Origin of the sequence: Serratia sp. CY47280, assembly GCF_052168655.1 — a bacterium.
GTDB lineage: Bacteria > Pseudomonadota > Gammaproteobacteria > Enterobacterales > Enterobacteriaceae > Serratia > Serratia bockelmannii.
This window is the reverse complement of record NZ_JBJNMG010000001.1, coordinates 835,966-862,106: the sequence shown is the minus strand read 5'-3', so window position 1 is coordinate 862,106 and position 26,141 is coordinate 835,966. Positions and strand designations below refer to the sequence as shown.

Annotated in this window: 23 protein-coding genes; 13 read left to right on the top strand and 10 right to left on the bottom strand. The window is 60.3% G+C overall.

Translation table 11 applies throughout. The features are described 5' to 3' along the window. Positions 1–23 precede the first annotated feature (23 nt). The 7 genes from ACJ8J4_RS04105 (at position 24) to lapB (ending at position 7,309) form a co-directional block, all read left to right on the top strand. Positions 24–641 carry a DUF2291 family protein gene (locus tag ACJ8J4_RS04105; protein WP_025303029.1) on the top strand — a complete coding sequence of 206 codons (618 nt, stop codon included), beginning with the start codon at positions 24–26 and terminating at the stop codon, positions 639–641. A gap of 9 nt (positions 642–650) precedes the next feature. After that, complete coding sequence (locus ACJ8J4_RS04100) at positions 651–2,150, top strand: sugar ABC transporter ATP-binding protein (protein ID WP_043142531.1); 1,500 nt, start codon at positions 651–653, stop codon at positions 2,148–2,150. A gap of 10 nt (positions 2,151–2,160) precedes the next feature. After that, the gene (locus tag ACJ8J4_RS04095; RefSeq protein ID WP_049295734.1) at positions 2,161–3,225 is read left to right on the top strand and encodes an ABC transporter permease; all 1,065 of its coding nucleotides are present in this window, start codon (positions 2,161–2,163) and stop codon (positions 3,223–3,225) included. Next, a complete protein-coding gene (locus ACJ8J4_RS04090) occupies positions 3,218–4,741 on the top strand; it encodes an FGGY family carbohydrate kinase (protein WP_049295733.1) in 1,524 nt (507 codons plus the stop codon). Before ACJ8J4_RS04095 ends, ACJ8J4_RS04090 begins: the two co-directional genes overlap by 8 nt. Next, positions 4,738–5,535, top strand: coding sequence for an SDR family oxidoreductase (locus ACJ8J4_RS04085; RefSeq protein WP_025303025.1), 798 nt, complete (start codon positions 4,738–4,740; stop codon positions 5,533–5,535). The genes ACJ8J4_RS04090 and ACJ8J4_RS04085 overlap by 4 nt, the downstream gene beginning before the upstream one ends. Positions 5,536–5,827: 292 nt before the next feature. Next, complete coding sequence (locus ACJ8J4_RS04080; protein ID WP_025303024.1) at positions 5,828–6,130, top strand: LapA family protein; 303 nt, start codon at positions 5,828–5,830, stop codon at positions 6,128–6,130. A gap of 6 nt (positions 6,131–6,136) precedes the next feature. Continuing rightward, a complete protein-coding gene (gene lapB / locus ACJ8J4_RS04075; RefSeq protein ID WP_025303023.1) occupies positions 6,137–7,309 on the top strand; it encodes a lipopolysaccharide assembly protein LapB in 1,173 nt (390 codons plus the stop codon). Positions 7,310–7,370: 61 nt separating this feature from the next. On the opposite strand, the gene ACJ8J4_RS04070 is transcribed toward lapB, so the two are convergent. Both ACJ8J4_RS04070 and bhsA read right to left on the bottom strand, forming a co-directional pair. Next, positions 7,371–7,670 carry an Arc family DNA-binding protein gene (locus ACJ8J4_RS04070; protein WP_025303022.1) on the bottom strand — a complete coding sequence of 100 codons (300 nt, stop codon included), beginning with the start codon at positions 7,668–7,670 and terminating at the stop codon, positions 7,371–7,373. 172 nt (positions 7,671–7,842) lie between these two features. After that, positions 7,843–8,103 (bottom strand): multiple stress resistance protein BhsA, encoded by a 261-nt coding sequence (gene bhsA / locus ACJ8J4_RS04065; RefSeq protein WP_025303021.1) that lies wholly within the window; start codon positions 8,101–8,103, stop codon positions 7,843–7,845. A gap of 329 nt (positions 8,104–8,432) precedes the next feature. Here bhsA and pyrF point away from each other — a divergent pair, with 329 nt between their 5' ends. Next, positions 8,433–9,161 (top strand): orotidine-5'-phosphate decarboxylase, encoded by a 729-nt coding sequence (gene pyrF / locus ACJ8J4_RS04060; protein ID WP_025303020.1) that lies wholly within the window; start codon positions 8,433–8,435, stop codon positions 9,159–9,161. Positions 9,162–9,171: 10 nt separating this feature from the next. Beyond that, complete coding sequence (yciH, locus tag ACJ8J4_RS04055) at positions 9,172–9,498, top strand: stress response translation initiation inhibitor YciH (protein ID WP_025303019.1); 327 nt, start codon at positions 9,172–9,174, stop codon at positions 9,496–9,498. Between the two features lie 190 nt (positions 9,499–9,688). Here the strand turns inward: yciH and osmB are convergent, their stop codons facing one another. The 4 genes from osmB to ACJ8J4_RS04035 all read right to left on the bottom strand — a co-directional run bounded on the left by osmB (position 9,689) and on the right by ACJ8J4_RS04035 (position 14,321). Beyond that, positions 9,689–9,907 carry an osmotically-inducible lipoprotein OsmB gene (osmB, locus tag ACJ8J4_RS04050; RefSeq protein WP_004945176.1) on the bottom strand — a complete coding sequence of 73 codons (219 nt, stop codon included), beginning with the start codon at positions 9,905–9,907 and terminating at the stop codon, positions 9,689–9,691. Positions 9,908–10,187: 280 nt separating this feature from the next. Next, positions 10,188–10,934 (bottom strand): DeoR/GlpR family DNA-binding transcription regulator, encoded by a 747-nt coding sequence (locus tag ACJ8J4_RS04045; protein ID WP_004930631.1) that lies wholly within the window; start codon positions 10,932–10,934, stop codon positions 10,188–10,190. Positions 10,935–10,984: 50 nt separating this feature from the next. Beyond that, a complete protein-coding gene (locus ACJ8J4_RS04040) occupies positions 10,985–13,417 on the bottom strand; it encodes a formate C-acetyltransferase/glycerol dehydratase family glycyl radical enzyme (RefSeq protein ID WP_049295728.1) in 2,433 nt (810 codons plus the stop codon). A 4-nt stretch (positions 13,418–13,421) separates the two neighbouring features. Further along, the gene (locus ACJ8J4_RS04035) at positions 13,422–14,321 is read right to left on the bottom strand and encodes a glycyl-radical enzyme activating protein (protein ID WP_049205489.1); all 900 of its coding nucleotides are present in this window, start codon (positions 14,319–14,321) and stop codon (positions 13,422–13,424) included. 149 nt (positions 14,322–14,470) lie between these two features. Between ACJ8J4_RS04035 and fsa the strand changes: the two genes are divergently transcribed. After that, positions 14,471–15,136 carry a fructose-6-phosphate aldolase gene (gene fsa / locus ACJ8J4_RS04030; RefSeq protein ID WP_049205488.1) on the top strand — a complete coding sequence of 222 codons (666 nt, stop codon included), beginning with the start codon at positions 14,471–14,473 and terminating at the stop codon, positions 15,134–15,136. Between the two features lie 48 nt (positions 15,137–15,184). Here fsa and ACJ8J4_RS04025 read toward each other — a convergent pair whose 3' ends face one another. After that, entirely contained in the window at positions 15,185–17,251 is a 2,067-nt protein-coding gene (locus ACJ8J4_RS04025; protein ID WP_197835971.1) for a carbon starvation CstA family protein, read from the bottom strand. Between the two features lie 385 nt (positions 17,252–17,636). On the opposite strand from ACJ8J4_RS04025, the gene ACJ8J4_RS04020 reads away from it, so the two are divergent. Further along, on the top strand, positions 17,637–18,800 hold the full coding sequence (locus ACJ8J4_RS04020; protein WP_025303015.1) for a M20 aminoacylase family protein: 1,164 nt from the start codon (positions 17,637–17,639) through the stop codon (positions 18,798–18,800). A gap of 30 nt (positions 18,801–18,830) precedes the next feature. Beyond that, positions 18,831–20,141, top strand: coding sequence for an MFS transporter (locus tag ACJ8J4_RS04015; protein ID WP_043140662.1), 1,311 nt, complete (start codon positions 18,831–18,833; stop codon positions 20,139–20,141). A 65-nt stretch (positions 20,142–20,206) separates the two neighbouring features. Here the strand turns inward: ACJ8J4_RS04015 and ACJ8J4_RS04010 are convergent, their stop codons facing one another. Beyond that, a complete protein-coding gene (locus ACJ8J4_RS04010; RefSeq protein ID WP_025303013.1) occupies positions 20,207–22,141 on the bottom strand; it encodes an exoribonuclease II in 1,935 nt (644 codons plus the stop codon). A 187-nt stretch (positions 22,142–22,328) separates the two neighbouring features. After that, positions 22,329–22,856, bottom strand: a complete 528-nt coding sequence (gloA, locus tag ACJ8J4_RS04005) for a lactoylglutathione lyase (RefSeq protein WP_025303012.1) — start codon at positions 22,854–22,856, stop codon at positions 22,329–22,331. A gap of 99 nt (positions 22,857–22,955) precedes the next feature. Here gloA and ACJ8J4_RS04000 point away from each other — a divergent pair, with 99 nt between their 5' ends. Beyond that, a complete protein-coding gene (locus ACJ8J4_RS04000; RefSeq protein ID WP_197835969.1) occupies positions 22,956–23,810 on the top strand; it encodes a LysR family transcriptional regulator in 855 nt (284 codons plus the stop codon). 15 nt (positions 23,811–23,825) lie between these two features. On the opposite strand, the gene ACJ8J4_RS03995 is transcribed toward ACJ8J4_RS04000, so the two are convergent. Beyond that, positions 23,826–26,132 (bottom strand): FdhF/YdeP family oxidoreductase, encoded by a 2,307-nt coding sequence (locus ACJ8J4_RS03995; protein WP_197832015.1) that lies wholly within the window; start codon positions 26,130–26,132, stop codon positions 23,826–23,828. Positions 26,133–26,141: the final 9 nt, after the last annotated feature.

The window sequence follows — 26,141 nt, the reverse complement described above, 5'->3', positions numbered from 1 at the left end:
GGGGTGCGATCGGAGGTGTTGTTATGTCGATGCGCATTGCGTTGACCGTCATCGTCGTCCTGACGTTGAGCGGTTGCCGTATCGTCTCGGAGAAAAAGCTGGCGGAGCTTCGCTCCCCGGTGAATCCACATGTGGCGCAGGCAGCGGAGATTTACCGCAGCAAAATCGCCCCGCAAACGGTCAAAACGGCGCAGCCGCTGGGCGAGCTGATCGCCCGGATCGCCCAAGCCAAGGATTTTGACAGCGCTTGCGGCCTGCTGGGGTACCGTGCTCAACCGGAGTTTCCTTGTTACTTCAACGTCAAGGTCAGTGGTGAAGTCGCGGCGGTCAACACCCGCTCGCGCAGCGGAAAATTAACGCTCGCACTGACCGATGCGCCGCTCAGCAGCGTGGAGGTGCAGATCGGGCCGGTCTACCGCGGTACGGCGTTACGCGACAGCTATCGCGGCCTGAGCTACAGCGATTTCAATGACCAAGCGCTGTTCGGCGATTTTGCCAGGGCGATTAACCAGGCTTCGATCGACGAACTGACCGGATCCCAGCCCAAGGTGGGTGACCACATTACCGTGTATGGCGTATTCAGCAGCTGGCAGGCACCTGCCGAGCCGCTGTTGATCACGCCGGTGCGCATTCAACCTTAAGGGGGCGTGATGAGCGATCCGATCATTATTCAAACGCGCAACGTTTCGCGTCTCTATCCGGGCGTCACCGCGTTGGATAGCGTGAGTTATCGAGTGTTTCGCAACCAGGTCAACGTGCTGATCGGCGAGAATGGCGCCGGCAAGTCGACCATGATGAAGCTGCTGGCGGGGGTGGAAACCCCGTCCTCCGGCACTATCGAGCTGGAGGGGAAAGCGGTGACGTTAACCTCCACGCAGCAGGCGGAGCGGCTCGGGATCAGCATTATTTTTCAGGAGCTGAACCTGTTCCCCAACATGTCGGTCATGGACAACATTTTTATGGCCAACGAGTTCTTCCAGCGCGGCCGTATCAATGTGGACTATCAGTATCAGCTGGCCAAATCCTTGCTGCAGCGGCTGGAGTTGGATATCGATCCGCATACGCCGTTGGGCAGCCTCGGTATCGGTCATCAGCAGCTGGTTGAAATTGCCCGTGCCCTGGCGAAGGACACCCGGGTGCTGATCATGGATGAGCCGACGTCGGCGCTGAGTCAGGCCGAAGTGCGCACGCTGTTTCGGGTGATCGCCGATCTGAAAAAACGCGGCGTCACCATCATCTACATTTCTCACCGACTGGAAGAGCTGATGGAGATTGGCGATCGCATCACGGTGTTTCGCGACGGGCGTTTTGTTGCCGCCGAACCGGTCAGTAACGTCAGCATTCCGTGGATCATCGAAAAGATGGTGGGGGAAAAGAGCAAGCACTTTGATTATTGCGCGGCAGAACAAGGGGATGAAGTGTTGAAGGTCGAACAGCTGACGCTGCCGCGTGAAAACGGCGGCTATTGCCTTAACGACGTCAGTTTTTCACTGCGCAAAGGGGAAGTGATCGGCATTTATGGCCTGCTGGGGGCCGGCCGTACCGAACTGTTCAAAGTGCTCAACGGCGTGATGCGCCAGACGGCAGGTCGCATTTTGCTCAACGGCAAAAGCGTGGAGCGGCTGGGATTCCGTCAACGCATGGCGTTGGGCATGGCGCTGGTGCCGGAAGACAGGCAGGCGGAGGGGTTGGTGCAGATGATGTCGATCAAGGCCAACATGACCCTGGCCAGCCTGGGACGTAATGCGCTACGGCCGTTGGCGTCGGCCGGGGAGTGTACGTTGGTCGATGGCATGATCGAAAAACTGGCGATCAAGGTCAGTGACCGGGAGCTGCCAATTACCAGCCTGAGCGGCGGCAATCAGCAGAAAGTGGTGTTGGGCAAGGCGCTGCTGACCGGGCCGCAGGTGGTGTTTCTTGATGAGCCGACGCGCGGAATTGACGTCGGTGCCAAAACGGACGTTTACCACCTGATTGGCGCGATGGCGCGCCAGGGGTTGGCGGTGATGTTCTCTTCATCGGAGCTGGATGAGGTGGTCTCACTGGCCGACCGGGTGATGGTGATGGCGGACGGGCAGCTGACGGCCGATCTGCCGCGTGAACGGGCCGATCGCGAAACGCTGATCCGCGCCTCAACCCCTCATGCATAAGGATAAGGCAATGCAAACCAAGTATCGGTTGTATATGTATTTGCTGCAGGCGCGCACCTTCATCGCCCTGTTGCTGGTGGTGCTGTTCTTCAGCAGCATGGTGCCGAATTTTCTGACCGTCTCTAATCTGCTGATCATGACACAGCACGTGGCGATTACCGGGCTGCTGGCGGTTGGCATGACGCTGGTGATCCTCACCGGTGGCATCGACTTGTCGGTCGGCGCGGTGGCAGGTTTGTGCGGGATGATTGCCGGTGCGCTATTGACCGTCGGTATCCCGCTGTGGGAGGGCAATCGGCTGTTTCTCAACGTTTTTGAAGTGATCGGCGCGGTGGCGCTGTTGGGCGTGTTGTTGGGTTTGATCAACGGCACGCTGATCACGCGGCTCGGCGTTGCGCCATTCATCTGCACCCTGGGGGCGATGTACGTGGCGCGTGGGGCCGCGTTGCTGACGGCGGACGGCAAAACCTATCCCAATCTGGTGGGCATGGAAGCGCTGGGCAACACTGGTTTCGCGGCCCTGGGGTCCGGCACCTTCCTGGGAATTTACAACCCGATTTGGCTGATGTTGGCCATCGTGTTGTTGGGGATCTATCTCACTAAGAAAACGCCGCTGGGCCGTTATATCTATGCCATTGGCGGCAATGAGCCGGCAGCGCGGCTGTCGGGGGTGCCGATCGTCAAAGTGAAAATGTTCGTCTATGCGTTTTCCGGGCTGTGCGCGGCGCTGGTGGGGCTGGTCATCGCTTCTCAATTGCAGACCGCGCACCCGATGACCGGCAATATGTTCGAAATGGACGCCATCGGCGCGACGGTGCTGGGCGGTACGGCGCTGAGCGGTGGTCGCGGCAGGGTATTCGGTTCGATCATCGGCGCCTTTGTGATCGTTTTTCTGGCGGACGGCTTGGTGATGATGGGCGTCAGCGAGTTCTGGCAAATGGTGATTAAAGGGCTGGTGATCGTCACCGCCGTGGTGATTGACCAGTTCCAGCAGCGTTTGCAGAGCAAGGTCATTCTGATGCAGCGCCAGGAAAAAAAAGCGGTGCAGCCGCTGGTTGAGGTGAGCCATGGTTAAAGCAGACTGCATTGTCGCGTTGGACGAGGGCACCAGCAACGCCAAGGCCGTGGTGGTGGATGCGCAGGGTACGATCGTCGCCAGGGCCAGCAGGCCACTGACGTTGCAGACGCCGCAGCCCGGTTGGGTGGAGCAACGGGGCGAGACCTTGCTGGCGGCCTCTCTGGCGGTATTGCGGGAGGCTATTGCGTTGGCCGGAGCATCCCGCATTGCCGGTATCGCCATCAGCAACCAGCGTGAAACCGCCATCGGCTGGCGGCGTTCCAACGGCCAGCCTATCGGGCCTGCCTTAACTTGGCAATGCGCGCGTTCCGCCGATTTCTGCGAACGGCTGCGGCGCGATCGGCAGGAGGAAGCAGTGCGTCGCGCCACCGGTTTGCCGCTTTCACCCTTGTTCTCGGCGTCGAAAATGCGTTGGTTGCTCGATCACTGCGAAGAGGGACAGCGGTTGGCGGAGAACGGCGAGCTGTGCCTGGGCACCATCGATGCCTGGCTGCTGTGGCAGTTGAGCGGAGGACAGGCATTCGGTTGCGATATCTCCAACGCCGCTCGCACTCAGCTGCTGAACCTTGTTTCCGGCGATTGGGACGAGCAGATGCTGGCGCTGTTCAATATTCCCCGTCAGGCGCTGCCGACGATCCATCCCTCCAGCCATCTGTTCGGTACGACGTTGGGATTGGACGGCATTGCTGACGGCATTCCAATTGCTGCGATGGTAGGGGATTCGCATGCGGCGCTTTATGGCCATGCGCTGGGTCAGGCTGGGCAGGTCAAAGCCACCTATGGCACCGGATCATCGGTGATGGCGCCAATCGCCGACGCGCAATGCGATACGAGCGCTCTGGCAACGACCATCGCTTGGCATGACGGTGGACGCATGCAGTACGCACTGGAGGGCAATATTCCCCACACCGGCGATGCTATCGCCTGGATGCTGGATATCGCCGCCATGCCGTCGGAGGACGAAGCGCCGTTGAGTGAACTGCCTGTTCGCGTGCCCGATAGCGGTGGTGTCTATTTTGTACCGGCGCTGACCGGTGCCGGCGCACCCTGGTGGGATGAGCAGGCGCGCGGCGTGATTTGCGGGCTCAGCCGCGGCACGCGGCGAGAACATTTGGTGCGGGCCGCTTTTGAATCGGTGGCTTATCAAATCGCCGATGTGATCGGCGTACTGCGGCAACAACCGGGTTTTGCGCTGCAGGGGCTGATGGCCGATGGCGGCCCCAGCCGCAATGACTGGCTGATGCAGTTTCAGGCCGATCTGCTGGGTTGCCCGGTGTGGCGCAGCAACACGGCGGAACTGTCGGCCCTGGGGGCGGCGTTGATGGCGATGCGCAGCCTGTGGGGAGCTACCGATCGGCAACTGGCGGCACTGTTGCCTCAACATGATGAGTTTAAACCCGATATGCAGCGCCACCACCAGCTGCAGGAAAGCTACAGCGCGTGGCGGCAGGCGGTACAGCGCACCTTGTGGCGGCCGCAGATGGCCTCATTGATAACAGGAGAACAATCATGAATCGTGACTTCACGGGGAAAACCGTGGTGATTACCGGCGCATGCCGCGGCATTGGCGCCGGTATCGCCGAGCATTTCGCCAGTTTGGGTGCCAATCTGGCGATCGCATCGAATGCGGAGCGCATTCTGACCGCGGCGGAAACGCTGCGCCAGCGTTATCGGGTGGCGGTGCTGCCGGTCATCCTCGACGTTACCGATGAAGCACAGGTAGTTGATTTTTATCGTCAGGTCTGGGAGCGATTTGGCGCGATCGACGTTTCTATTCAGAACGCCGGGGTGATCACTATCGATCGTTTTGACCAGATGCCCAAAAGCGATTTTGAGAAAGTGTTGGCGGTAAATACTACGGCGGTCTGGCTCTGTTGCCGGGAGGCGGCTAAATATATGGTCGGCCAGCGCAAGGGGCGCCTGATCAACACCTCTTCCGGCCAGGGGCGTAACGGGTTTATTTACACACCGCATTACGCCGCCAGCAAAATGGGGGTGATCGGCATTACGCAGAGTTTAGCGCTTGAGCTGGCGACACATGGCATCACCGTCAATGCATTCTGCCCCGGCATCATTGAAAGCGAGATGTGGGAATATAACGACCGCGTTTGGGGAGAAATTCTCAGCGGCCCGGAAAAAACTTACGGCAAAGGGGAGTTGATGGCCGAGTGGGTGGCGGGTATTCCGCTCAAGCGTGCCGGGCAACCCGAAGATGTGGCGGGTCTCGTGGCCTTCCTTGCCTCAGATGATGCCGATTATATCACCGGCCAAACCATCAATGTGGATGGCGGGTTAATCATGTCTTAACGTGACGATGTCACAAAAAGCGCGGCGTCGGATCGGCGCCGCATCAATCGCTTACATTTTCCCGCCATTGCATTCCACGCGGTTGCCCCCATATCCTTATAAATTCGACGTTTTGAGAAGCTTTCTCATCAATTTGTTCGCTAAAGCCGTTTACTGCCGAATATGCCAGCAGATATGTGGTTTTATCGTGCCGCAGGGTTTCCCTGCCGCAGCGGGAAATGCTAACTTAAGGGTTAGGGACGCCACGTTTTGGCATCGTTCATCCGATTCACTCGGCATCGCGGGAAAGAATGTGAAATATTTGCTGATTTTTTTGTTGGTTCTGGTGATCTTCGTGATTTCCGTCACTTTGGGTGCGCATAACGATCAGGTGGTCAATTTTAACTATCTGGTTGCGCAGGGCGATTATCGCGTATCGACCCTGTTGGCCACGCTGTTTGGCGCCGGCTTCGTTCTCGGTTGGATCATTTGCGGCCTGTTCTACCTGCGCACGCGCATTGCGCTGGGCCGCGCCGAGCGCAAGATCAAAAGGCTGGAGCTGCAGCTTGAGCAGCCCGCTGAACCGGCGGCTCAGGCCGTTGTCAGCAAGGAATAACCCTCTATGTTAGAACTGCTGTTTCTGTTGCTGCCCGTGGCTGCCGCGTATGGTTGGTACATGGGGCGCAGAAGCGCTCAGCAGGATAAACAGCAAGAAGCCAACCGCCTGTCGCGCGAATACGTGGCAGGGGTGAACTTTCTGCTTTCCAACCAGCAGGACAAGGCGGTCGATCTGTTCCTCGACATGTTGAAAGAGGACAGCAACACCGTTGAAGCCCACCTGACGCTGGGTAACCTGTTCCGTTCGCGCGGTGAAGTCGACCGCGCCATCCGCATCCATCAGGCTTTGATGGAAAGCGCTTCCCTGACCTTCGAACAGCGCCTGCTGGCGGTACAGCAGTTGGGCCGCGACTATATGGCGGCCGGGCTGTACGATCGCGCGGAAGACATGTTCAGCCAGTTGACTGACGAAGCGGATTTCCGCGTATCGGCGCTGCAGCAGTTGCTGGTGATCCATCAGGCCACCAGCGATTGGCAGAAAGCCATCGACGTGGCGGAAAAGCTGGTCAAGCTGGGCAAAGAGAAACAGCGCGTCGAGATTGCGCATTTCTACTGTGAGCTGGCATTGCAGGCGATGGGCAGTGACGATCTCGATCGGGCGATGAGCTTACTTAAGCGTGCGGACGCGGCCGATAAACAGTGTGCACGAGTATCCATCATGTTCGGGCGCATCTACATGGCGCAAAACGACTACGCCAAAGCGGCAGAGTCGCTGCAGCGCGTACTGAGCCAGGACAAAGAATTGGTCAGCGAAACGCTACCGATGCTGCAGGAATGCTACACGCATCTGCCGGAACAACAGCACAACTGGGCTGAATTCCTTAAGCGCTGCGTAGAAGAGAACACCGGCGCTACCGCCGATCTGATGTTGGCCGAGATCATCGAGCAGCACGAAGGGCGCGACGTGGTGCAGGTCTATATCAACCGTCAGCTACAGCGTCATCCTACTATGCGGGTGTTTTATCGGTTGATGGATTATCACCTGGCGGACGCCGAAGACGGCCGTGCGAAAGAGAGTCTGCTGTTGTTGCGCGATATGGTCGGCGAGCAAATTCGCACCAAGCCGCGTTACCGCTGCCACAAGTGCGGATTTACCGCACACTCGCTCTATTGGCATTGTCCGTCGTGCCGCGCCTGGTCATCGGTCAAACCGATCCGCGGTCTGGACGGACAATAACGCGGCGGCGCGACAAAATAAAACGGGGCGATTCATCGCCCCGTTTTTCTACGTTCATCGCTTACTTTTTCTTGCCGCCTTTGGCGCCAGTTTTCAACAGCTGACGCAGTTTCTTCAGCTCTTTCTGGCTCAGCGGCTGTTCAATCTCTTCTTCAGTGCTTTGATTGTCGATCTCGCCGTGGTGCAGCTCATCCGCCTTTTTGGTCGGTTTTTCTGCCTTGGCGGCGGGGGCGCTGAAGCTGCTTTCCAGGCGCTGGCACACTTCCACGCTCAATGAAAACTCGTTTTCAGCGGCGGCGGCGCGGATTTTTTCCTTCAGTGCCAGAGGAATTTTAATGGTAAGTGTCGATATCTCGCTCATTTTGAAAGCCTTTCTGCAGGAAGATGCCTTCAAGCTAAGCCACTGGCGATCGGGTGTCTAGTGTGTAATAAAAATTTAATATTTTTGTAACAGTGTAAGGCGAGCAAGATGCGGTTTTTTCAGGCGGGAAACAGAGGCAGGACCCGAGCGAGCGGGCCCTGTACCGGAAACATTATTTGTAGATGACCGCGGTGCCGCTCAGCATGTTGTTACCACCGGCGGAGATGATGCGGTAGCTGCTGGCGCCCTGGGCATCCGCTTTAGCGGCCAGTTTTTTCTCCAGGCTGCTGAGGGTGGTCGCATGACCTGCGGAAACGACGCCGGTGGCGGTCAGGCTATCGGCCTGCTGGCTGCTGATCGGCTCAGCGGCGAAAGTGGCGAAAGAGGTCAGTGCGATAGCGGCAGCGGCTGCAAAATATTTGATGGTTTTCATAGGTGACTCCAGTCTGTTTATTTAGGAAGGAAGCCATTCGCTTCCGATGTGGTGAATAATAAAGCATCTTGGCCGATTGAAAATCTGATAATGCTGAGTAATTTATTCAAAATATTTGATTGATAATTTACGCATCTTTACGGCGTTTTACGCTGCGTGGTTTATCGCTGGCGCGCTTTCGTTGACGCACCATGACAAAGGTGAGAGGTAACATGACAGAGCGCCGGTGCGCGCTGCGGCTGGGATTTCTGGCCCCCGGCATGTAGAATGCGGCGGTCAGTTTCGCGGGTGAGTCCCTGATTATGTCTATTTTACAGAAGGTAGAAGAAATGAAGTCTGAAAATAACGCTAATAACAATGACTTAAAATCATCTCCAATCGTTGTGGCGTTAGATTACGCCGATAAGAATGCCGCGCTGGCGTTCGCCGACCGTATCGATCCGCAAGACTGCCGGCTGAAAGTGGGCAAAGAAATGTTCACGCTGTTCGGGCCGCAGCTGGTGCGCGATCTGCACGGGCGTGGCTTCGACGTATTTCTTGACCTGAAATTCCACGATATTCCCAATACCACCGCGCATGCGGTCGCGGCGGCGGCCGAGCTGGGCGTTTGGATGGTCAACGTCCACGCCAGCGGCGGCGCGCGCATGATGACCGCCGCTAAAGAAGCGCTGACGTCATTCGGGGCGGATGCGCCGCTGCTGATCGCCGTGACGGTGCTCACCAGTATGGAAGCGGAAGACCTGCGCGGCATTGGTATCGAAGCCAGCCCGGCGGAACACGCCGAGCGCCTGGCGCGCCTGACCCGCGACTGCGGGCTGGACGGCGTGGTGTGTTCGGCTCATGAAGCGCAGCGCCTGAAGGCCGCCTGCGGGCAGGCTTTCCAGCTGGTGACGCCGGGGATCCGCCCTGAAGGCAGCGCGGCGGGCGATCAGCGCCGCATTATGACGCCAGTGCAGGCGCAGGCCGCTGGCGTGGACTACATGGTGATTGGGCGTCCGATCACCCAATCTGCGGATCCGGCCGCGACGCTGCGCGCGATCCGCGCCTCTTTGGCCTGAGGAACCGCCGATGAATGACGATAACAGCCGCCTGGTGTATTCCACGGACACCGGCCGCATCAAGCAGGAAGACGTTAAACCGCAACGCGCCAAGGGCGACGGCATCGTGCGCATCCAGCGTCAGACTAGCGGCCGCAAGGGGAAGGGCGTGTGCCTGATTACCGGCGTCGATCTGGATGACGCTGCGCTCGACAAACTGGCGGCCGAACTGAAAAAGAAATGCGGCTGCGGCGGTTCGGTGAAAGACGGGATCATCGAGATCCAGGGCGATAAACGCGATCTGCTCAAACAGCTACTGGAAGCCAAAGGCATGAAGGTCAAACTGGCGGGCGGTTGAGGCGAATAGCCATGCCGCAGTGCAATGCTGCGGCATGGCTTGAGGCTGTTGCTGCCGGGAGTTAGCCCGTTAACGGCGAAAGAACCATAGACTTAAAGTAAAGCAGACCTGAAATCATCGTTATTCTGGTTAATACGTCAAAGCGCCTCGGCGCTTTTGCCCGCCTGTCGGCAGAGGAACATCGGAAAGGTTATTTGCCAACCTGGTGACCGATGATGCCCCCTACCGCAGCCCCACCCAGCGTGCCCAACGCGCTGCCGTCTGTCAGCACTGCGCCGCCGACTGCACCGGCGCCGGCGCCGATAGCGGTGTTGCGATCGCGTTTGGACATGTTGGAACAGGCGCTCAGTGAAAACGCCAGAGTCAGAGCCAGAGCGGCGGTGGCGAAACGTTTATTGATAATCATCATAATGACTTCTCCTTAGCATTGGCTATATGGAAGTGCCCTCTAAGTATAGGCGCTAACCATAAATCAGGCCTGCTGTTGATTCCCGTACAGTATCGATATAAAAAATGGCACTTTTTGTTAACGGCCGAATAATTAGCAGGTTACGGCCCAAAAGTGACCGAAACTGAGTATAGGTTTCTCTGAAAGGATAAACAGGTAAATAGTCTTAAAATCCCGTTGCACAAGGGAAACGGCGCGCGGCGTGGCCCGCGCGACGCGAGAGGTGCGGTGGCGGCCCGCGTTATTCGTTGACCAGCTCCACCTGTACGCCCTGGCGTTTCAGCTGATGCTGATACTCCAGCGCCAGGCGTGAATCGGTGATCACTCGGCTGATTTGCCCCGGCTGCGCCAGCGGGTTGGGTTGGATCTGGCCGAATTTGCTGGAGTCCGTCAGCACGATATTCTCCACGCCCTTGGCCAGCACCGCGCTGACCACGTCGGCGCGCATCATGTCGCGGCCGGTAAAGCCGGTTTCGGCCTGAAAGCCGTCAATGCCGATAAACGCCTTGTTGAAATGCACCTGCTGAATGCACAGCCGTGTGAGCGGGCCGACCACGGTCTCGCTTTTCTTCTGATACATGCCGCCGAGGACAATCACGTCGCAGTCGGTTTCTTTCAGCAGGTTGGCGATATAGTGGCTGACGGTGATCAGCGTAATACGCTTGCGTTCGGCGATGTAGCGCGCCAGCAGGGCGTTGGCGCTGCCGCTCTCGATGAAGATCGTCTCACCGTCGTTGACCTGCGCCGCGGCGTACTGTGCCAATCGTTGTTTGAGGGTGAAATTGGACATCATGCGAGCGTCGACGTCGTCGCTTTCCAACGCCACGGCGGAACCGTGTACGCGCTTCAAATAACTGCGTTTTTCCAGCAGGTTGAGATCCTGCCGGATGGTGACTTCCGATACGCCCGAGGCCCGCGCCAGCTCATTGACGCTGATCCGCCGGCGATCGTTAACCAACTGCAATATGGTCTGTTGTCGTAAATTCATATCGGCCTGATGATGCGGCCGCCAAGGCGCGGCCGCTAAGAGTCAAAGGTTTAAAGAGTATGTTCTGTGCGCGCAATAATATCATCCTGCGCCTCAGGGGATAATGCGGTAAAGAAAGCGGAATAGCCAGCTACGCGAACCACTAAATCACGATATTGGTCAGGGTGTTGCTTCGCCGCCAGCAGCGTTTCGCGCGACACGATGTTGTACTGCACATGCCAACCGCGATAGCTCTCGAAGAAGGTGCGCAACATCAGCATCAGCTTTTCCCGATCGCGCGGGTTGTCCAGCGTCGCCGGATTCAGCTTCTGATTGAGCAGCACGCCGCCAAGGATCGCCTCGGTTGGCAACTTGGCGAGCGAATTGAACACCGCCGTTGGCCCCAGGTGGTCGGTGCCGGACGCCGGGCTGGCGCCTTCCGCCAGAGGCTGGTGCGCCTTGCGCCCATCCGGCGTGGCCAGGGTGGCGGCGCCGAAGGGCACGTTGGCCGAAATCGACGAGGTGCCGGCGTAGTAGCCGCCGCCGATCGGCCCGCGGCCGAAGCGGGTGTTGCGGTACTGTTTCAGTTCTTCGATGTAGGTTTGGTAGGCGCGCACCAGCAGCCGATCGACCTCGTCCACATCGTTGCCGTATTTGGGCGCGGCGTTGAGCAGCCGCTGACGCAGTTGTTCGCCATCCAGTCCGGCGAAGTCTTCGGCCAGCGCGGCCGCCAGCTGCTGCTGGCCGATTGCCCCTTGGTCGAACACCAGTTTGCGCACCGCCGCCAGGCTGTTGCCCAGGTTGGCGATGCCGACCTGCAGGCCGGAAACCCAGTCGTATTTGGCGCCGCCTTGCTTGATGCTTTTGCCGCGTTCAATGCAGTCATCCACCAGCGCGGAGCAGAGGATATCGTGGGCGTTCTCCTCCAGCACGCTGTCCACCACGCACTCGATCTCGATCGACTTGCGCGTGTAGTAGCGAATTTGCCGATCCCAGGCGGTTAAGACCTGTTCGAAATCGGCGAAGTTTCCTTTGGACAGCGCCTGTTCCTGCGGCAGGAAGATCTGCCCGGAGGTGGCGTCGCGGCCTTGTTCCAGCGCCGCCAGCAGCACGCGGGCGAAGTTGATGAAGCTCATGCCGGTGCAGCGATAACCCCATTTGCCGCCGACGGCGGTCTCGATACAGCCGATGGCTGCGTAGTCGTAAGCGTCCTGCGGCTCGACCCCCAGCTTGATGAACTCGGGAATGACGATTTCGTCGTTATTGAATGCCGGCATGCCGAAGCCGCAGCGGATCACCTGTACGCAGGCGTCGAGGAAATCGGCGCTCATCCCGGCGTGGTAACGCACGCTGAGGTTGGGCTGGGTGGAACGCAGGCGGCCGCAGGATTCGAGAATGGCGTAGGACAGCGGATTGACCGCGTCACACGGCCGCCCATCGACCCGTTTTTGCCCGCCGATGGTGACGTTTTGGTACAGCGGGCTGCCGGCGGAGGCCTTGGAGTGCGAGCCGGAGCGGATCTTGTTGATCTCCAGCAGCTTCAGCCAGCAGCTGTGCAGCAGCTCGATGGCGTCTTCCCGCGCCAGGTTTTGCTCCAGCTCCACGTCGCGCCGATACCAGGGATAAAGATATTGGTCGAGGCGACCGAAGGAAACCGAATGGCCGTTGGATTCGATCTGCAACGTCAGCTGGATGAAGTAGCACAGTTGCAGCGCCTGCCAGAAGGTTTGCGGCGGGCGATGGGCGATCAGGTCGCAGTTGTCTGCGATAGCCAGCAGCTCGGTGCGACGCCAGTCGCGGGTTTCGCGTTGCGCCATATCGCGCGCCAGGCGTGCGAAGCGTAGGATGTGCTCACTCAGCGCCGTCAGCACGATATCGATAGCGTTGAGAAACTGCGCTTTGTGCAGATCTTCCCACTCGGTCAGGCGCAGGCGGCTGCGGCGCGCGTTCACTTTTTCGCGCAGGCCGTCGAGGCCATGTTCCAGTAGCAGCGGGAAGTTGACCGCCAGATGGGCGTCGCCAGAGGTCATGTTGCCCTCGGCCTTGATGATGCCGGTGGCCAGCAGCGCCTTTTGTTCGTCGGTGAACATGCCGTAGCAGCGATCCTGCACCGTTTGGCCGCGCCACCATGGGCACAGACGGTGCAAAATCGCCTTATTCTCTTCGCTGACCGAGAAGCCGGCACCCGGCCGGTCTGCCAACTGGTCTATCTCGTTTTCTATCCAGCCGACGGTGTATTCGGGGAAGATCGGCGCGGCGCGCAGCTCGCTGGCCTGGTTGCCGACGATCAGCTCGTCGTTGGCGATCCAGATGCTGCGCTTCGCCAGGTGGTTGGCCAGCGCCAGCGCACGGCGCACCGGCAGCGGCCGATCCTGATGCTGCTGATAGGCCTCGGTATAGTGCTGCGCGCGTTCGGTGCACACCGGCGGTTTGACGATGTGGATCAGCGCGTTCTTATGCGCCTGAATACGGGCGCTGAGGGTGGTCAAATCCAATGTGGTCATGGCGTTATCCTCGCAAAATGGCGGTCAGGCCTTTGGCGCCGGCGTACGTTTCGGCGAAGGCCAGCAGATCGGGCGCGTCCAGCGGTGTGCGGGCGGCGCGGTAGGGTTCGCCGAGCAGGTGATACTTGTTGATGCCCAGCGTGTGGTACGGCAGAAAGTGGATCTCCGATACGCCGATCTCGTCGGCGGCGAAGTCGACAATCGCGCGGACAGAGTGGCGATCGGCATTGAAATCGGGGATCAGCGGTACGCGCACGGTCATTGGCACGCCGTGCGCCGCCAGCCGGCGAAAATTGTTCATCACCCGGCGGGCCGAGCCGCCGGTCCAGGTTTTGAAACGCGCTTCATCGGTGTGTTTGAGATCGGCCAACAGCAGATCCAGCCAGGGCAACGAAGGGGCGATGTAATGCCACGGCACGTGCAGACAGGATTCGACGGCGGTGTGGATGCCGGCTTCGCGGCCGCGCCGCAGCAGCTCCGCCGCGACTTCCGGCTGCATAAAGGGTTCGCCGCCGGACAGCGTTAAACCGCCGCCGCTGCGCAGGTAGAAAGGCTTATCCCGCATCACCTCGGCCATGATATCGTCGGGGTTGACCACGCTGCCGCACAGGCTGAGCGCGCCGGTTGGGCAGGCGGCGGCCAGCGCCGCGTAGTCGTCTGCGCTGATGACGTCGCGCCGCAGCGTCAGTGCGCCCTCGTCACGTAGCAGGCCTTGTGGGCAGCGCTCGGTGCACAGCGTACAGCCGCTCAGACACAGGCGCTCGTCAAACAGCAGATCCGCGTGGCGCGAGCGGCTTTCCGGGTTCTGACACCAGCGGCAGCTCAGCGGGCACCCTTTTAAAAAGACCACGCTGCGGATGCCGGGGCCATCATGGGTCGAGTAGCGCTGCAGATTGAAGAACATGAATCACCCGTTTGGCGTTGCTGAATCTTTCGCCATTAAAGGTCTTTCGAATGAAAGTTGAATTGATTTTGATCAAAAGTTGACGGGGTTTTTGCCCTATGATGATCAGAGTTTGAATCCGCCCACAGAACATGACACAGGAGTCCGTGATGGAGCTTTATCTCGATACCGCCGATGTGACCGCGGTAAAACGCCTGGCGCGCATTCTGCCGCTGCACGGCGTCACCACCAACCCGAGCATCGTGGCGAAGGAAGGCAAGCCGATCTGGGAAGTGCTGCCTGCGCTGCGCGACGCCCTTGGCGGCACCGGCAAGCTATTCGCGCAGGTGATGGCGGCCGATGCGGAGCGCATGGTGGCGGAGGCGTCGCTGCTCAGCCAGCGGGTACCGGGGCTGGTGGTGAAGATCCCGGCAACCGCGGAGGGATTGGCGGCGATCAAGAAGCTTAAAACGATGTCCATCCCGACGCTGGGCACCGCGGTGTACGGTGCCGGGCAGGGGCTGTTGGCCGCCTTGGCCGGGGCGGAATATGTGGCGCCTTACGTCAATCGGGTTGACGCGCAGGGCGGCGACGGTATTGAAATGGTGCACGAGCTGCAGCAGCTGCTGAGCCTGCACGCGCCGTCGGCGCAGGTGCTGGCCGCCAGCTTCAAAACACCGCGCCAGGCGCTGGAGTGCCTGTTGGCGGGCTGCCAGGCCATCACGCTGCCGGTGGACGTCGCGGAGCAGTTCCTCAGTGCGCCGGCGGTGCAGGCCGCGGTCGAGAAGTTCGAGCAGGATTGGCAGGGGGCGTTCGGCTCAACGCTGTTAGGCTAAAGCCAGTAAAAAGGGCGCCGCGGCGCCCTTGCTTGATGCTCGGTTCGCTTAGCCGCGGCCGGTCTCCTCTCGCAGCGCGGCGCCGACCTCGTGCGTCGTCGGCTGTTCGGAACGCAGCGCCCGGCGGATCGCGAAGAAGGCGGCAATCAGCATGGTTACCGCCACCAGCATAAAGAACCCGCACAGCGCGGCGTTGATCTGGTTGCTGAACACGATGGTTTCCATGTCTTTCAAAGACTTGGCCGGCGCAATGATCGTGCCTTGCTCGATGCCGGTGGAGAATTTCTTCGCCTGCGCCAGGAAACCGATGCTCGGTTTCTCGTGGAAGATCTTCTGCCAGCCGGCGGTCATGGAGGTCACGAACAGCCAGGCGGTCGGTAAAATGGTGACCCAAGCGTAGCGCTGTTTTTTCATCTTGAACAGCACCAAGGTGCCGAGGATCAGCGCCATCGACGCCAGCATCTGGTTGCCGATACCGAACAGCGGCCACAGGGTATTGATGCCACCGAGCGGATCGACCACGCCCTGATACACGAAGAAGCCCCAGCCGGCCACCGCCACCGTGGTGCCCGCCAGGTTGCCGAACCAGGAGCGGTTGTTGGCCAACTGCGGTACCGCCACGCCCACCAAATCCTGCACCATAAAGCGACAGGCGCGGGTACCGGCGTCGACGGCGGTCAGGATGAACAGCGCTTCGAACAGAATGGCGAAGTGGTACCAGAAGGCCATCATCGCCCGGCTGTTGAACACCTCGCTGATGATGTGCGCCATGCCCACGGCGAAGGTCGGGGCGCCGCCGGCGCGCGACAGGATGGAGTTCTCGCCCACCTCTTTGGCGATCAGCGCCAGCGTTTCCGGCGTGACGATAAAGCCCCAGCTGTTGATCACCTGCGAAGCATTTTCCACCGTGGTGCCGATCAGTGCCGCCGGCGAGTTCATGGCGAAGTAAACGCCCGGATCCAGCACCGAGGCGCAGATCAGCGCCATGATGGCGACGAAAGACTCCATCAGCATGGCGCCGTAACCGATAAAGCGAATGTGGCTTTCGCGTTCCACCAGCTTGGGCGTGGTGCCGCTGGAGACCAGCGCGTGGAAGCCGGAAATGGCGCCGCAGGCGATGGTGATGAACAGGAACGGGAACAGGGCGCCGGCGAACACCGGGCCGCTGCCGTCGATGAAGCGCGAGACCGCCGGCATTTTCATCTCCGGCATGGCGAAGACGATGCCGATAGCCAGGCCGATGATGACGCCGATTTTCATAAAGGTGGAAAGGTAATCGCGCGGCGCCAGCAGCAGCCACACCGGCAGCACCGAGGCGACGAAGCCGTAGATCACCAGCACCCAGGTCAGGGTGGTACCGTGCAGCGTGAAGAACGGCCCCCAATAGGGATCTTGCGCCACGTTGCCGCCGTAAACGATCGCCAGCAGCATCAGCACGAAGCCAATCACCGAAATTTCAGCGATTTTGCCCGGCCGGATAAAGCGCATGTAGATGCCCATGAACAGGGCGATCGGGATGGTGGCGGCGATGGTGAACAGCCCCCACGGGCTGTCGGCCAACGCTTTTACCACCACCAGCGCCAGCGCCGACAGGATGATGATCATCACCCCCAGTGCGCCGAGCATGGTGATCACCCCGGCGAATGCGCCCAGCTCTTGCTTGGCCATTTCCCCCAGCGAACGGCCGTCGCGGCGTGTGGAGATGAACAGCACCAGGAAATCCTGCACCGCGCCGGCCAGCATGACGCCGACCAGGATCCAGATGGTTCCCGGCAGGAAGCCCATCTGCGCGGCCAGGATCGGCCCCACCAGCGGCCCGGCACCGGCGATGGCGGCGAAGTGGTGGCCGAACAGCACCCATTTGTTGGTGGGCACGTAGTCCAGGCCGTCGTTGTGACGTTCTGCCGGGGTCAGACGACGGTCATCCAGTTCAAAGACCTTGTCGGCAATGAACCGGCTGTAGAAGCGGTAGGCGATGCTGTAGCAGGCGACGGCGGCGACCACCAGCCAGACGGCGTTGACGTGCTCGCCACGGCTGAGCGCCAGCATGGCGAAAGCGAAGGCGCCGACCAACGCCACCAGCAGCCAGATAAATCCGGACCTGATGTTTTTCATGAAACAACTCCTTGGCGTGCAGAGGTAAAAATCAACGTTGTTATTAGGAATGACGTTTTAACAGTAGAAGTTTTGCCGCCGAACCGCGGCAGGTCGGATGAGAAATGTGAAGCAGGTGGGGTTTTAGTGTAAAAACAACGTGATGAAACCGCGTTGGCGCAGGCTGTCGCCCACACCATCCTGAGCAGTTATTCATTCTGCATTTTCACGGCGCGCACAGCGAATTATCGTCGTTTTTTATCTGGGCACGGTGTCTGGCGGATTATTATTTTATCTGTCGAGGCGTGCCGAAATAAAATTATTCATGCCGTGTTATACCTTTATTTTCACCCGCAGGCTTAATCATTCATCAAATAAATAATAAAGCTACGAAAGGAATTTAATTATGATAAATAAAATCATCGAAGGGTATTTACCGCAGCTCACGGCCATTCGGCACGATATTCATCAGCACCCTGAATTGGGTTTCGAAGAGTTTCGCACCAGCGATCTGGTGGCGGATTATCTGAGTTCGTGGGGCTATGAGGTGCACCGCGGATTGGCGGGCACCGGCGTGGTGGGTACGTTGCGGGTGGGCGACGGCGTTAAACGCCTCGGATTGCGTGCCGATATGGACGCTCTGCCGATCGAAGAGAACAACGGCAAGCCCTGGAGCAGCAGCGTGGCCAACCGCATGCACGCCTGCGGCCATGATGGGCACACCACTATGTTGCTCGGTGCCGCCCGCTATCTGGCGCAAACGCGCAACTTCAACGGCACGCTGCACCTGATTTTCCAACCGGCGGAAGAGATGCTGAACGGCGGCGCGCGCATGGTGGAACAGGGGCTGTTCGAGCGCTTCCCCTGCGACGCCATCTTCGCCATGCACAACATGCCGGGGATGCCGCTCGGCGAGTTCTTCTTCCAACACGGTCCGTTTATGGCCTCGATGGATCAGTTCAACGTGCGGGTGCAGGGGCGTGGCGGCCACGGCGCCATCCCGCAGCTGGCGGTCGATCCCGTGCTGGTGGCCTCGCATATCACTGTCGCCCTACAGAGCATCGTTTCGCGTAATATCGATCCGCTGGAGGCGGCCGTGATCACCGTCGGCAGCATCAAGGCCGGTGAGGCGGCCAACGTGATCCCGGACAGCGCGGAAATGAAGCTCAGCGTACGCTCTCTGGATCGTCAGGCGCGCGCAATCCTGCTGGCGCGCATTCCGGCGCTGATCGAGGCGCAGGCGGCAAGCTTCGGTGCCCACGCGGTGGTGGAGCACGTTAACGGTACGCCGGTGTTGGTCAACGACGAAGCGATGACCCGCTTTGCCCACCGTGTGGCGGAGCAGCAGTTCGGCGCCGCCCGCGCGCACTACGGTGCCCGGCCGCTGATGGGCAGCGAAGATTTCTCCTTCATGCTCGATGCACATCCGCAGGGCTGCTACCTGATCGTTGGCAACGGCGATGGCGAAGGCAGCTGCATGGTGCATAACCCGGGATATGACTTCAATGACGGCTGTCTGGCGGCCGGCAGCCAGTATTGGGGAGCGTTGGCGGAAGCGTATTTAAAATAAACGCGAAAAATAATAACAGGGAAGATAATGATGAGTGAAAATACGGCTGAAACCCAAACGGAAATAATATCGGCCCCGAAGGTCGGTGGCAAAAAGGTCATATTCGCCGCCTCCTTCGGTAATGCGCTGGAGTTTTTCGATTTCGGTATTTATAACTTCTTCGTTATTTATATCAGCGTATTGTTTTTTCCCCCGTCTAGCGATCCGCATCTGGCGTTGCTGTTGGCGTTTGCCACGTTCGGCGTCAGCTTTTTCATGCGGCCGCTGGGCGGCATTCTGATTGGCGCCTATGCCGATCGCTGTGGCCGCAAGCCGGCGATGATCCTGACGATTTCCTTGATGAGCCTGGGCACGGCGATGATCGGCTTTGCGCCGACCTACGCCAGCGCCGGCTATTGGGGAACCGCCACGCTGGTGGCCGCGCGTCTGATCCAGGGCGTAGCGGCGGGCGGCGAGGTGGGGGCGTCGATGTCGTTGCTGGTGGAGTCGGCGCCGCCCAATCGGCGCGGTTTCTATTCCAGCTGGTCACTGGCGACGCAGGGCATCGCCACCGTGGTTGGCGGCGTCACCGCGCTGGCGCTCAGTGCGGCCTTGCCGGTGCTTTCCGGCGAACCGAACGCCATGGCCGAGTGGGGATGGCGCATTCCATTCTTTATCGGCGTGGCGCTGGCGCCGCTCGGTTGCTGGCTGCGTCTCGGGCTGGAAAGCGATCGGCCGTCGGTGGCGCGGGCTCACGAGCCGCCTGCTCAGCTGCGCCAGCACTCGCGGGCGGTAGTGCTCGGTGTGATGCTGACCATCGGCGCCACCGTCGCCACTTACATCTCGATGTATTATCTCGGCACCTACGCGGTGAAATACCTGGGAATGGCGCAGGCCTACGGTTATGCCGCGATGCTATTGGCGGGGCTCATCACCTTCGGCGGCAGTCTGCTGGTCGGGCACTGGTGCGATCGTTACGGCCGTCTGCCGCTGATCCGCGGGTCGCGGATCGCGATTCTGATCGTGGCCCTGCCGGCGTTTTGGTGGCTGAGCGCGGTGCCGCATCCTGCGGTGCTGCTGCTGATCGTCGCGGTGCTGGTCGGGTTGACCACGCTCGGTTCGGTGCCGACCATGCTGATGATTTCGGAGCTGTTCCCGCAGCGCATTCGTGCGCTGGGGTTTGCGTTGGTCTACAGCCTCGGGGTGGCGATCTTCGGCGGCTTCGCCCAGTACATCGCTTCGCAGTCGATCGCGCTGAGCGGTTCGCTGCTGGCGCCCGCCGTCTATCTGATGGTGGCTACGCTGGCTTCGCTGGCGGTGCTGCCATTGCTGCGTGAAACCGGCGGAGAGCCGCTGCGCTAGCCGAAAAAAAACGCCGGCGGTTTTCACCGTCGGCGCTTTGCGTTGCGACCGTTTCAGGCTGGCGTTCAGGCCGCCGGGCGGGCGATCACGCTGCGGGTTTCCATGCGCACTTCGGCGATGGTGACCTGCAAGGTATCGCTCTGGCGGTAAACCACTTCGCCTTTAATCTGCACGGTGCCGGTTTCCTGGCTGCACTGCATCTCGTCACGCACCGCGTGAATGAACGGTGCCGGGATGAAGGCAACCGCGCCGTTGTCCAGCAGGCGTACACGCAGGCCGCCACGGGTCACGTCGATGATCTCGGCGTTGAAGCGGGTATCGGTACCGGCCTTGTCCTGCAGGAAGCGGGCGTACAGCCAGTCGCCGACGTCGCGCTCCGCCATGCGGTTCAGGCGGCGGCGCTCCGCCAGCTGCACCGTGACGTCATCCTGTGGCTTTTCCGCCGGTTGCTGGTTGATGATCGCCTTCAGCAGACGATGGTTGACCATATCGCCGTATTTACGGATCGGCGATGTCCAGGTGGCGTAAGCCTCCAGACCCAGACCGAAGTGTGGCCCCGGCGTAGTGCTGATCTCGGCGAAGGTCTGGAAGCGACGGATGCGGCTGTCGAGGAACTGGGTCGGCTGCGCATCCAGGTGGCGGCGCAGTTCGCAGAAACCGTCGAGGGTCAGCAGCTTCTCGGCTTCGGCTTCCACGCCGTTGGCCTGCAGCACGGTGACCGCTTGTTCAACCAGCGCAGGATCGAAACCGGTGTGCACGTTGTACACGCCGAAGCCCAGGCGATCGCGCAGCACGATGGCGGCGCAGACGTTGGCGGCGATCATGCACTCTTCAACGATGCGGTTGGCGCTGCGGCGCTGCTCGGTAACGATCTCCAGCACGTCGCCTTTTTCACCCAGCACGAAGCGGTAGTCCGGACGATCTTTGAACACCAGCGCATGCTGGTGGCGCCAGGCATTGCGCGCATCGCAAACGCGCTTCAGCAGGGTGATTTGTTGCGCGATGGCGTCGCTCGGCGGTTGCCAGCCGGCAATGCCGTCCAGCCAGTCGGAGACTTCGTCGTACACCAGTTTGGCTTTGGATTCGATCTCGGCGGCGAAGAACTGAATATCGTCGCCTAGCGCGCCGTCGGCGGCGATGGTCACGCGGCAAGCCAGCACCTGGCGGCGCTCGTTAGGGCGCAGCGAGCACAGGTTGTCCGACAGATCGCGCGGCAGCATCGGGATGTTGAAGCCCGGCAGGTAATTGGTGAAGGCGCGCACGCGGGCGATATCGTCCAGCTTGCTGCCTTGTTCGACGTAGGCAGTCGGATCGGCGATGGCGATGGTCAACTGCAGCGAACCGTCACCGTTGTCGGTCACGTACAGCGCATCGTCCATGTCCTCGGTGCTGGCGCTGTCGATGGTGACGAATTCGAGCGCGGTCAGATCTTCACGCACCAGCGCAGCGTCCGGCTCGCTGAGGGCCTGCATCTCCGGCGCCTCTTTTTCCAGGTTGTGACGCGCCAGCGTCACCCACCACGGGGCGAAATGGTCTTCGCCTTCGGTGATAAAGTGGGTCAGGTCGGCGTTGAAACCGCGATCGCCTTTCAGCGGATGGCGGCGCATTTCCGCCACCGCCCAGTCGCCGGCCTGGAAGTTGTGGGTCAGTTCACGCACCGGGCGGCACGGAATCGCATCTTTCAGCAACGGATGATCGGGCACGATGGACAGGCGATCGTCGCGCTTTTGCACGCGGCCGACAAAGCGCGACAGGAACGGCTCGACCAGGGTTTCCGGCTCGGCGATTTCGCGCTCTTTCTCGGTGTGCAGGGTGGCGATAATGCGATCCCCGTGCATGACTTTCTTCATGTACGGCGGTGGAATGAAGTAGCTTTTTTGACCGTCTACTTCAAGAAAGCCAAAGCCTTTCTCGGTCCCTTTCACGACGCCTTCAACGCGCGGGGTCTGAGAGTGAAGTTGCTGTTTAAGCTGCGCCAGCAGCGGGTTATCTTGAAACATATCGTCCAGTGAATGGGTTGTGAGTGGCAAGATTTGCGGCTGACAGTTTTACGCGAATCACCCGCTGCGAGCAAGCCTAACGTCACGGAACCCCGCGTTGCCGCGCGATTTTGCGCAAGAATGGTCAATCGAAGGGCGAACGATGAAACACCCCGGCGCGCAGGCCGGGGTGAAGGGCGTGGGACAATCAGTCCCGCAGCGGCGTCGGCTGCAGGATTTCAATCCAGTAATCGTCCGGATCGCGAATGAACGCCACGTAGTTCATGCGGCCTTCATGCAGGCGTTTCTGGAAGGTGACGCCCAGGCGCTCAAACCGCTCGCAGGCGGCGCGCACGTCCGGCACCGTGACACACAGGTGGCCAAAGCCGCGCGGTTCGCTGTTGCCGTTGTGGTAGTGGAAATCCGCCTGATTTTCGGTGCCGTGGTTATGGGTCAGCTCGAGAATACCCGGCTGGCTCAGCGCCCAGCGTTTGCGTTCGTCGTCATCCTGCGGGATCTGCTCGCGCGGGCTGCGCGTCAGGTAGCAGATGGTGAAAGCGGCTTCTTTGAACTCTTCCAGATAGACCGGGGTAAAGCCCAGCACGCGCGTATAGAAATCCAGCGCTTTGGCCAGATCCTTCACGCGGATCATGGTGTGGTTGAACACGTAACCGTCGGTAACCGCGTCCGGTTGGGCCGCCACGCCGGGCAGCGTCAGTAAATCATTCAGTGGCATCAGTGATCCTCCTCAGGGTGTCGGCAGACTGTAGGTGAAATCGATGCTAATCTAAAGTAATTGTTTTTAACTAAAACACTAACTAAAAGTGAATGATAGATGAAGCTGAGCCAGCTGAAGTATTTCTGCACCGTGGTGGAACACAAAACCATCGCCGCCGCCGCCCGCGAGCTGCACTGCGTGCCTTCCAACGTCACGCTGCGGCTGCGCGAACTAGAGGAGTCGCTGGGCGGCGAGCTGTTTTTCCGCGACAAGAACCGGCTGTACGTCAATCCCAAAGGGCGGCTGTTCTACCAGCAGGCGCGCGACATCGTGGCGCAGGCGGAGCGCAGCAAGCAGCTGTTCGCCGGCGAGCATCAGCATGGGCTGCTGAACCTCGGGGCGCTGGATTTCTCGCTGGTCAGCCATTTACCGGCGCGTATTGCCCGGCTGCGCCGTTTACAGCCTCATCTGCACATCAACGTACTGAGCCGCGACTCGCTGGTGCTGGAACGCATGCTGATCGACAGCGATCTCGACCTGGCGATCACCGACGGCCCGATTGAGCATCCGTTACTGGCCAGCCAAAAGGCATTCGATGAACGGCTGGTATTGCTGATGCCGGCCGATGTCGGGGAACCCGACGCCGCCACGCTGGTGCCGCTGGAGTTTTACACGTTCAGCCGCGAATGTTCGTTTCGCCTGAAGGTGGATCACTGGCTGGCCTCGCGCGGGCTGAAACCGCGCATGACGCTGGAAATGGAGTCTTATGCCGCGATGGCGGCCTGCGTGCAGGCCGGTTGCGGCGTGGCCTGCGTGCCCGGTTCGTTGCTGCCGCTGATCTTGCCGGCACCAGGGTTGAAGGTGGTGGAAATGGGTGAGGAGGGCGTGAGCGATCTGTACTTCGTCTGGCGACGGCATCAGCTGTCCGACGAGTTGCAGACTATCCTGGAAATATTGGCGCGCCCGGTGTGAACCGGGCGCGCATGTTCAGGCAATACGCAGCGAGGGTTGCTGCTCGCTGCGGCGAATCACCACCGGGATCGACTTCGAGGTCGGGGTGCCGGTACCGTCGCCGAAGCTGGCCAGCGGCACCAGCGGGTTGGTTTCCGGGTAGTAGGCCGCCAGGTTGCCACGCGGAATGTCGTAACTCACCAGCTTGAACCCGTCCACTTTACGCACCACGCCATCGTTCCACAGGGTTTCTATCTCTACCCGTTCGCCATCCTGTAGGCCCAGTGCCGCCAGATCCTCCGGATGGATGAACAACACTTCGCGCTGGCCGTAAACGCCGCGATAGCGGTCATCCAGACCATAGATGGTGGTGTTGTACTGATCGTGCGAGCGCAGCGTCTGCAGGGTAAACGGCGCTTGCTCGTCGCCCAACTGCGGGAACAGGGTGGTCGGCAGCGCGGCGGCGCTGAATTCCGCCTTGCCGCTCGGCGTGGCGAAGCGCAGTTCGGCGGCAGCATTGCCCAGGTAGAAACCGCCGGGCTGGTCGCAGCGCCGGTTGAAATCTTCGAAGCCGGGAATGGTGGCGGCGATATGATCGCGGATCAGCGAATAGTCGTCGGCCAGTTCCAGCCAGTCCAGCTGTTGCGTACCTAGCACGGCGTCGGCGATGCCGCAGACGATCGCCGTCTCTGAACGTTGAGTATCCGCCAGCGGTTTGCCGATGCCTTCCGAAGCGTGAACCATGCTGAATGAATCCTCGACCGTGATGTACTGCGAGCCGCTGGCCTGCATGTCCAGTTCGGTGCGGCCGAGCGTCGGCAGGATCAGCGCGTCTTTGCCGGTCACCAGGTGGCTGCGGTTAAGCTTGGTGCTGATATGCACCGTCAAATCGCAGTTGCGCAGGGCGCGGGCGGTGCGTTCGGTGTCCGGCGCTGCGGCGGCCAGGTTGCCGCCCAGCGCGATCAGCACTTTCACTTCGCCGCGCAGCATCGCTTCGATCGCTTCCACCGTGTTGTGCCCCACCGCGCGATTGGCGGTGAAGTTAAAGTGGCGTTCCAGGCTGTCGAGCAGCGCCTTCGGCGACTTCTCATCAATCCCCATGGTGCGGTTACCCTGGACGTTGCTGTGGCCGCGCACCGGGCACAGACCGGCGCCTGGTTTGCCCAGTTGCCCGAACAGCAGCTGCAGGTTGGTGATTTCACGCACCGTCGCAATAGAGTGTTTATGCTGAGTCACGCCCATCGCCCAGGTGCAGATCACCCGTTCGGCACCCTGGTAGGTGGCCGCCGCCTGGCGCAATTGCGCTTCGCTCAGGCCCGATTGCGCGGTAATGGTCTGCCACTCGGTCGCGTCCACCTGCGCCAGGTAAGCCTCCACGCCGACGCTGTGCTGTTCGATAAATGCCAGGTCGAACAGGGCGGGTTCACCAGCGGCCATACGCTGGCGGTGAGTTTCCAGCAGCGCTTTCACCATGCCGCGCACCGCTGCCATATCGCCGCCCAGATTTGGTTGGTAATAGGAAGAGCTGATCGGCGAGGATTTTGGCGTCAGCATCTGTACCGGATCCTGCGGATCGGCGAACCTTTCCAGCCCACGTTCGCGCAGGGTGTTGAAACTGACGATACGCGCGCCGCGTCGGGCGGCGTTTTTCAGGCTGTGCAACATGCGCGGGTGGTTGGTGCCGGGGTTTTGACCGAACACGAAGATGGCGTCGGCCTTTTCGAAGTCATCGATGCGGATGGTGCCTTTGCCAACGCCGATGCTCTGCTTCAGCCCGACGCCGCTCGCTTCGTGACACATGTTGGAGCAGTCGGGGAAATTGCTGGTGCCGAGCATGCGGCCGAACAGCTGATAAAGGTACGACGCTTCGTTGCTGGCGCGGCCCGAGGTATACAGCTCGATCTGGTTCGGGTTGTCCATATCGTTGATGTGCTTGGCGATCAGCGCCAGCGCGTCCGGCCAATGGATAGGCTCATAGTGGTCGGTTTCGGCGTTGTAGCGCATCGGATGGGTGAGGCGACCCTGGTATTCGAGGAAATAGTCGCTCTGCTGCTGCAGGGTGCTGACGCTGTGGGCGGCGAAGAACTCAGGCTCCACGGCGCTGCGCGTCGCTTCCCAACTGACCGCTTTGGCGCCGTTTTCGCAGAAGCTGAAGGTGCTGTGGTTGTCGTCGCCCCAGGCGCAACCGGGGCAGTCGAAGCCGCGTGCCTTGTTGACGCGCATCAGGTTGCGCATGTTTTTTAGCGTTTGTTTACTGTCGAGGACAAAGCGGGTGGTGGCTTCAAGCGAACCCCAGCCGCCCGCTGGGCCGGTATAAGGCTTGATTGACGGTTTGAATTTCATGGTGACACT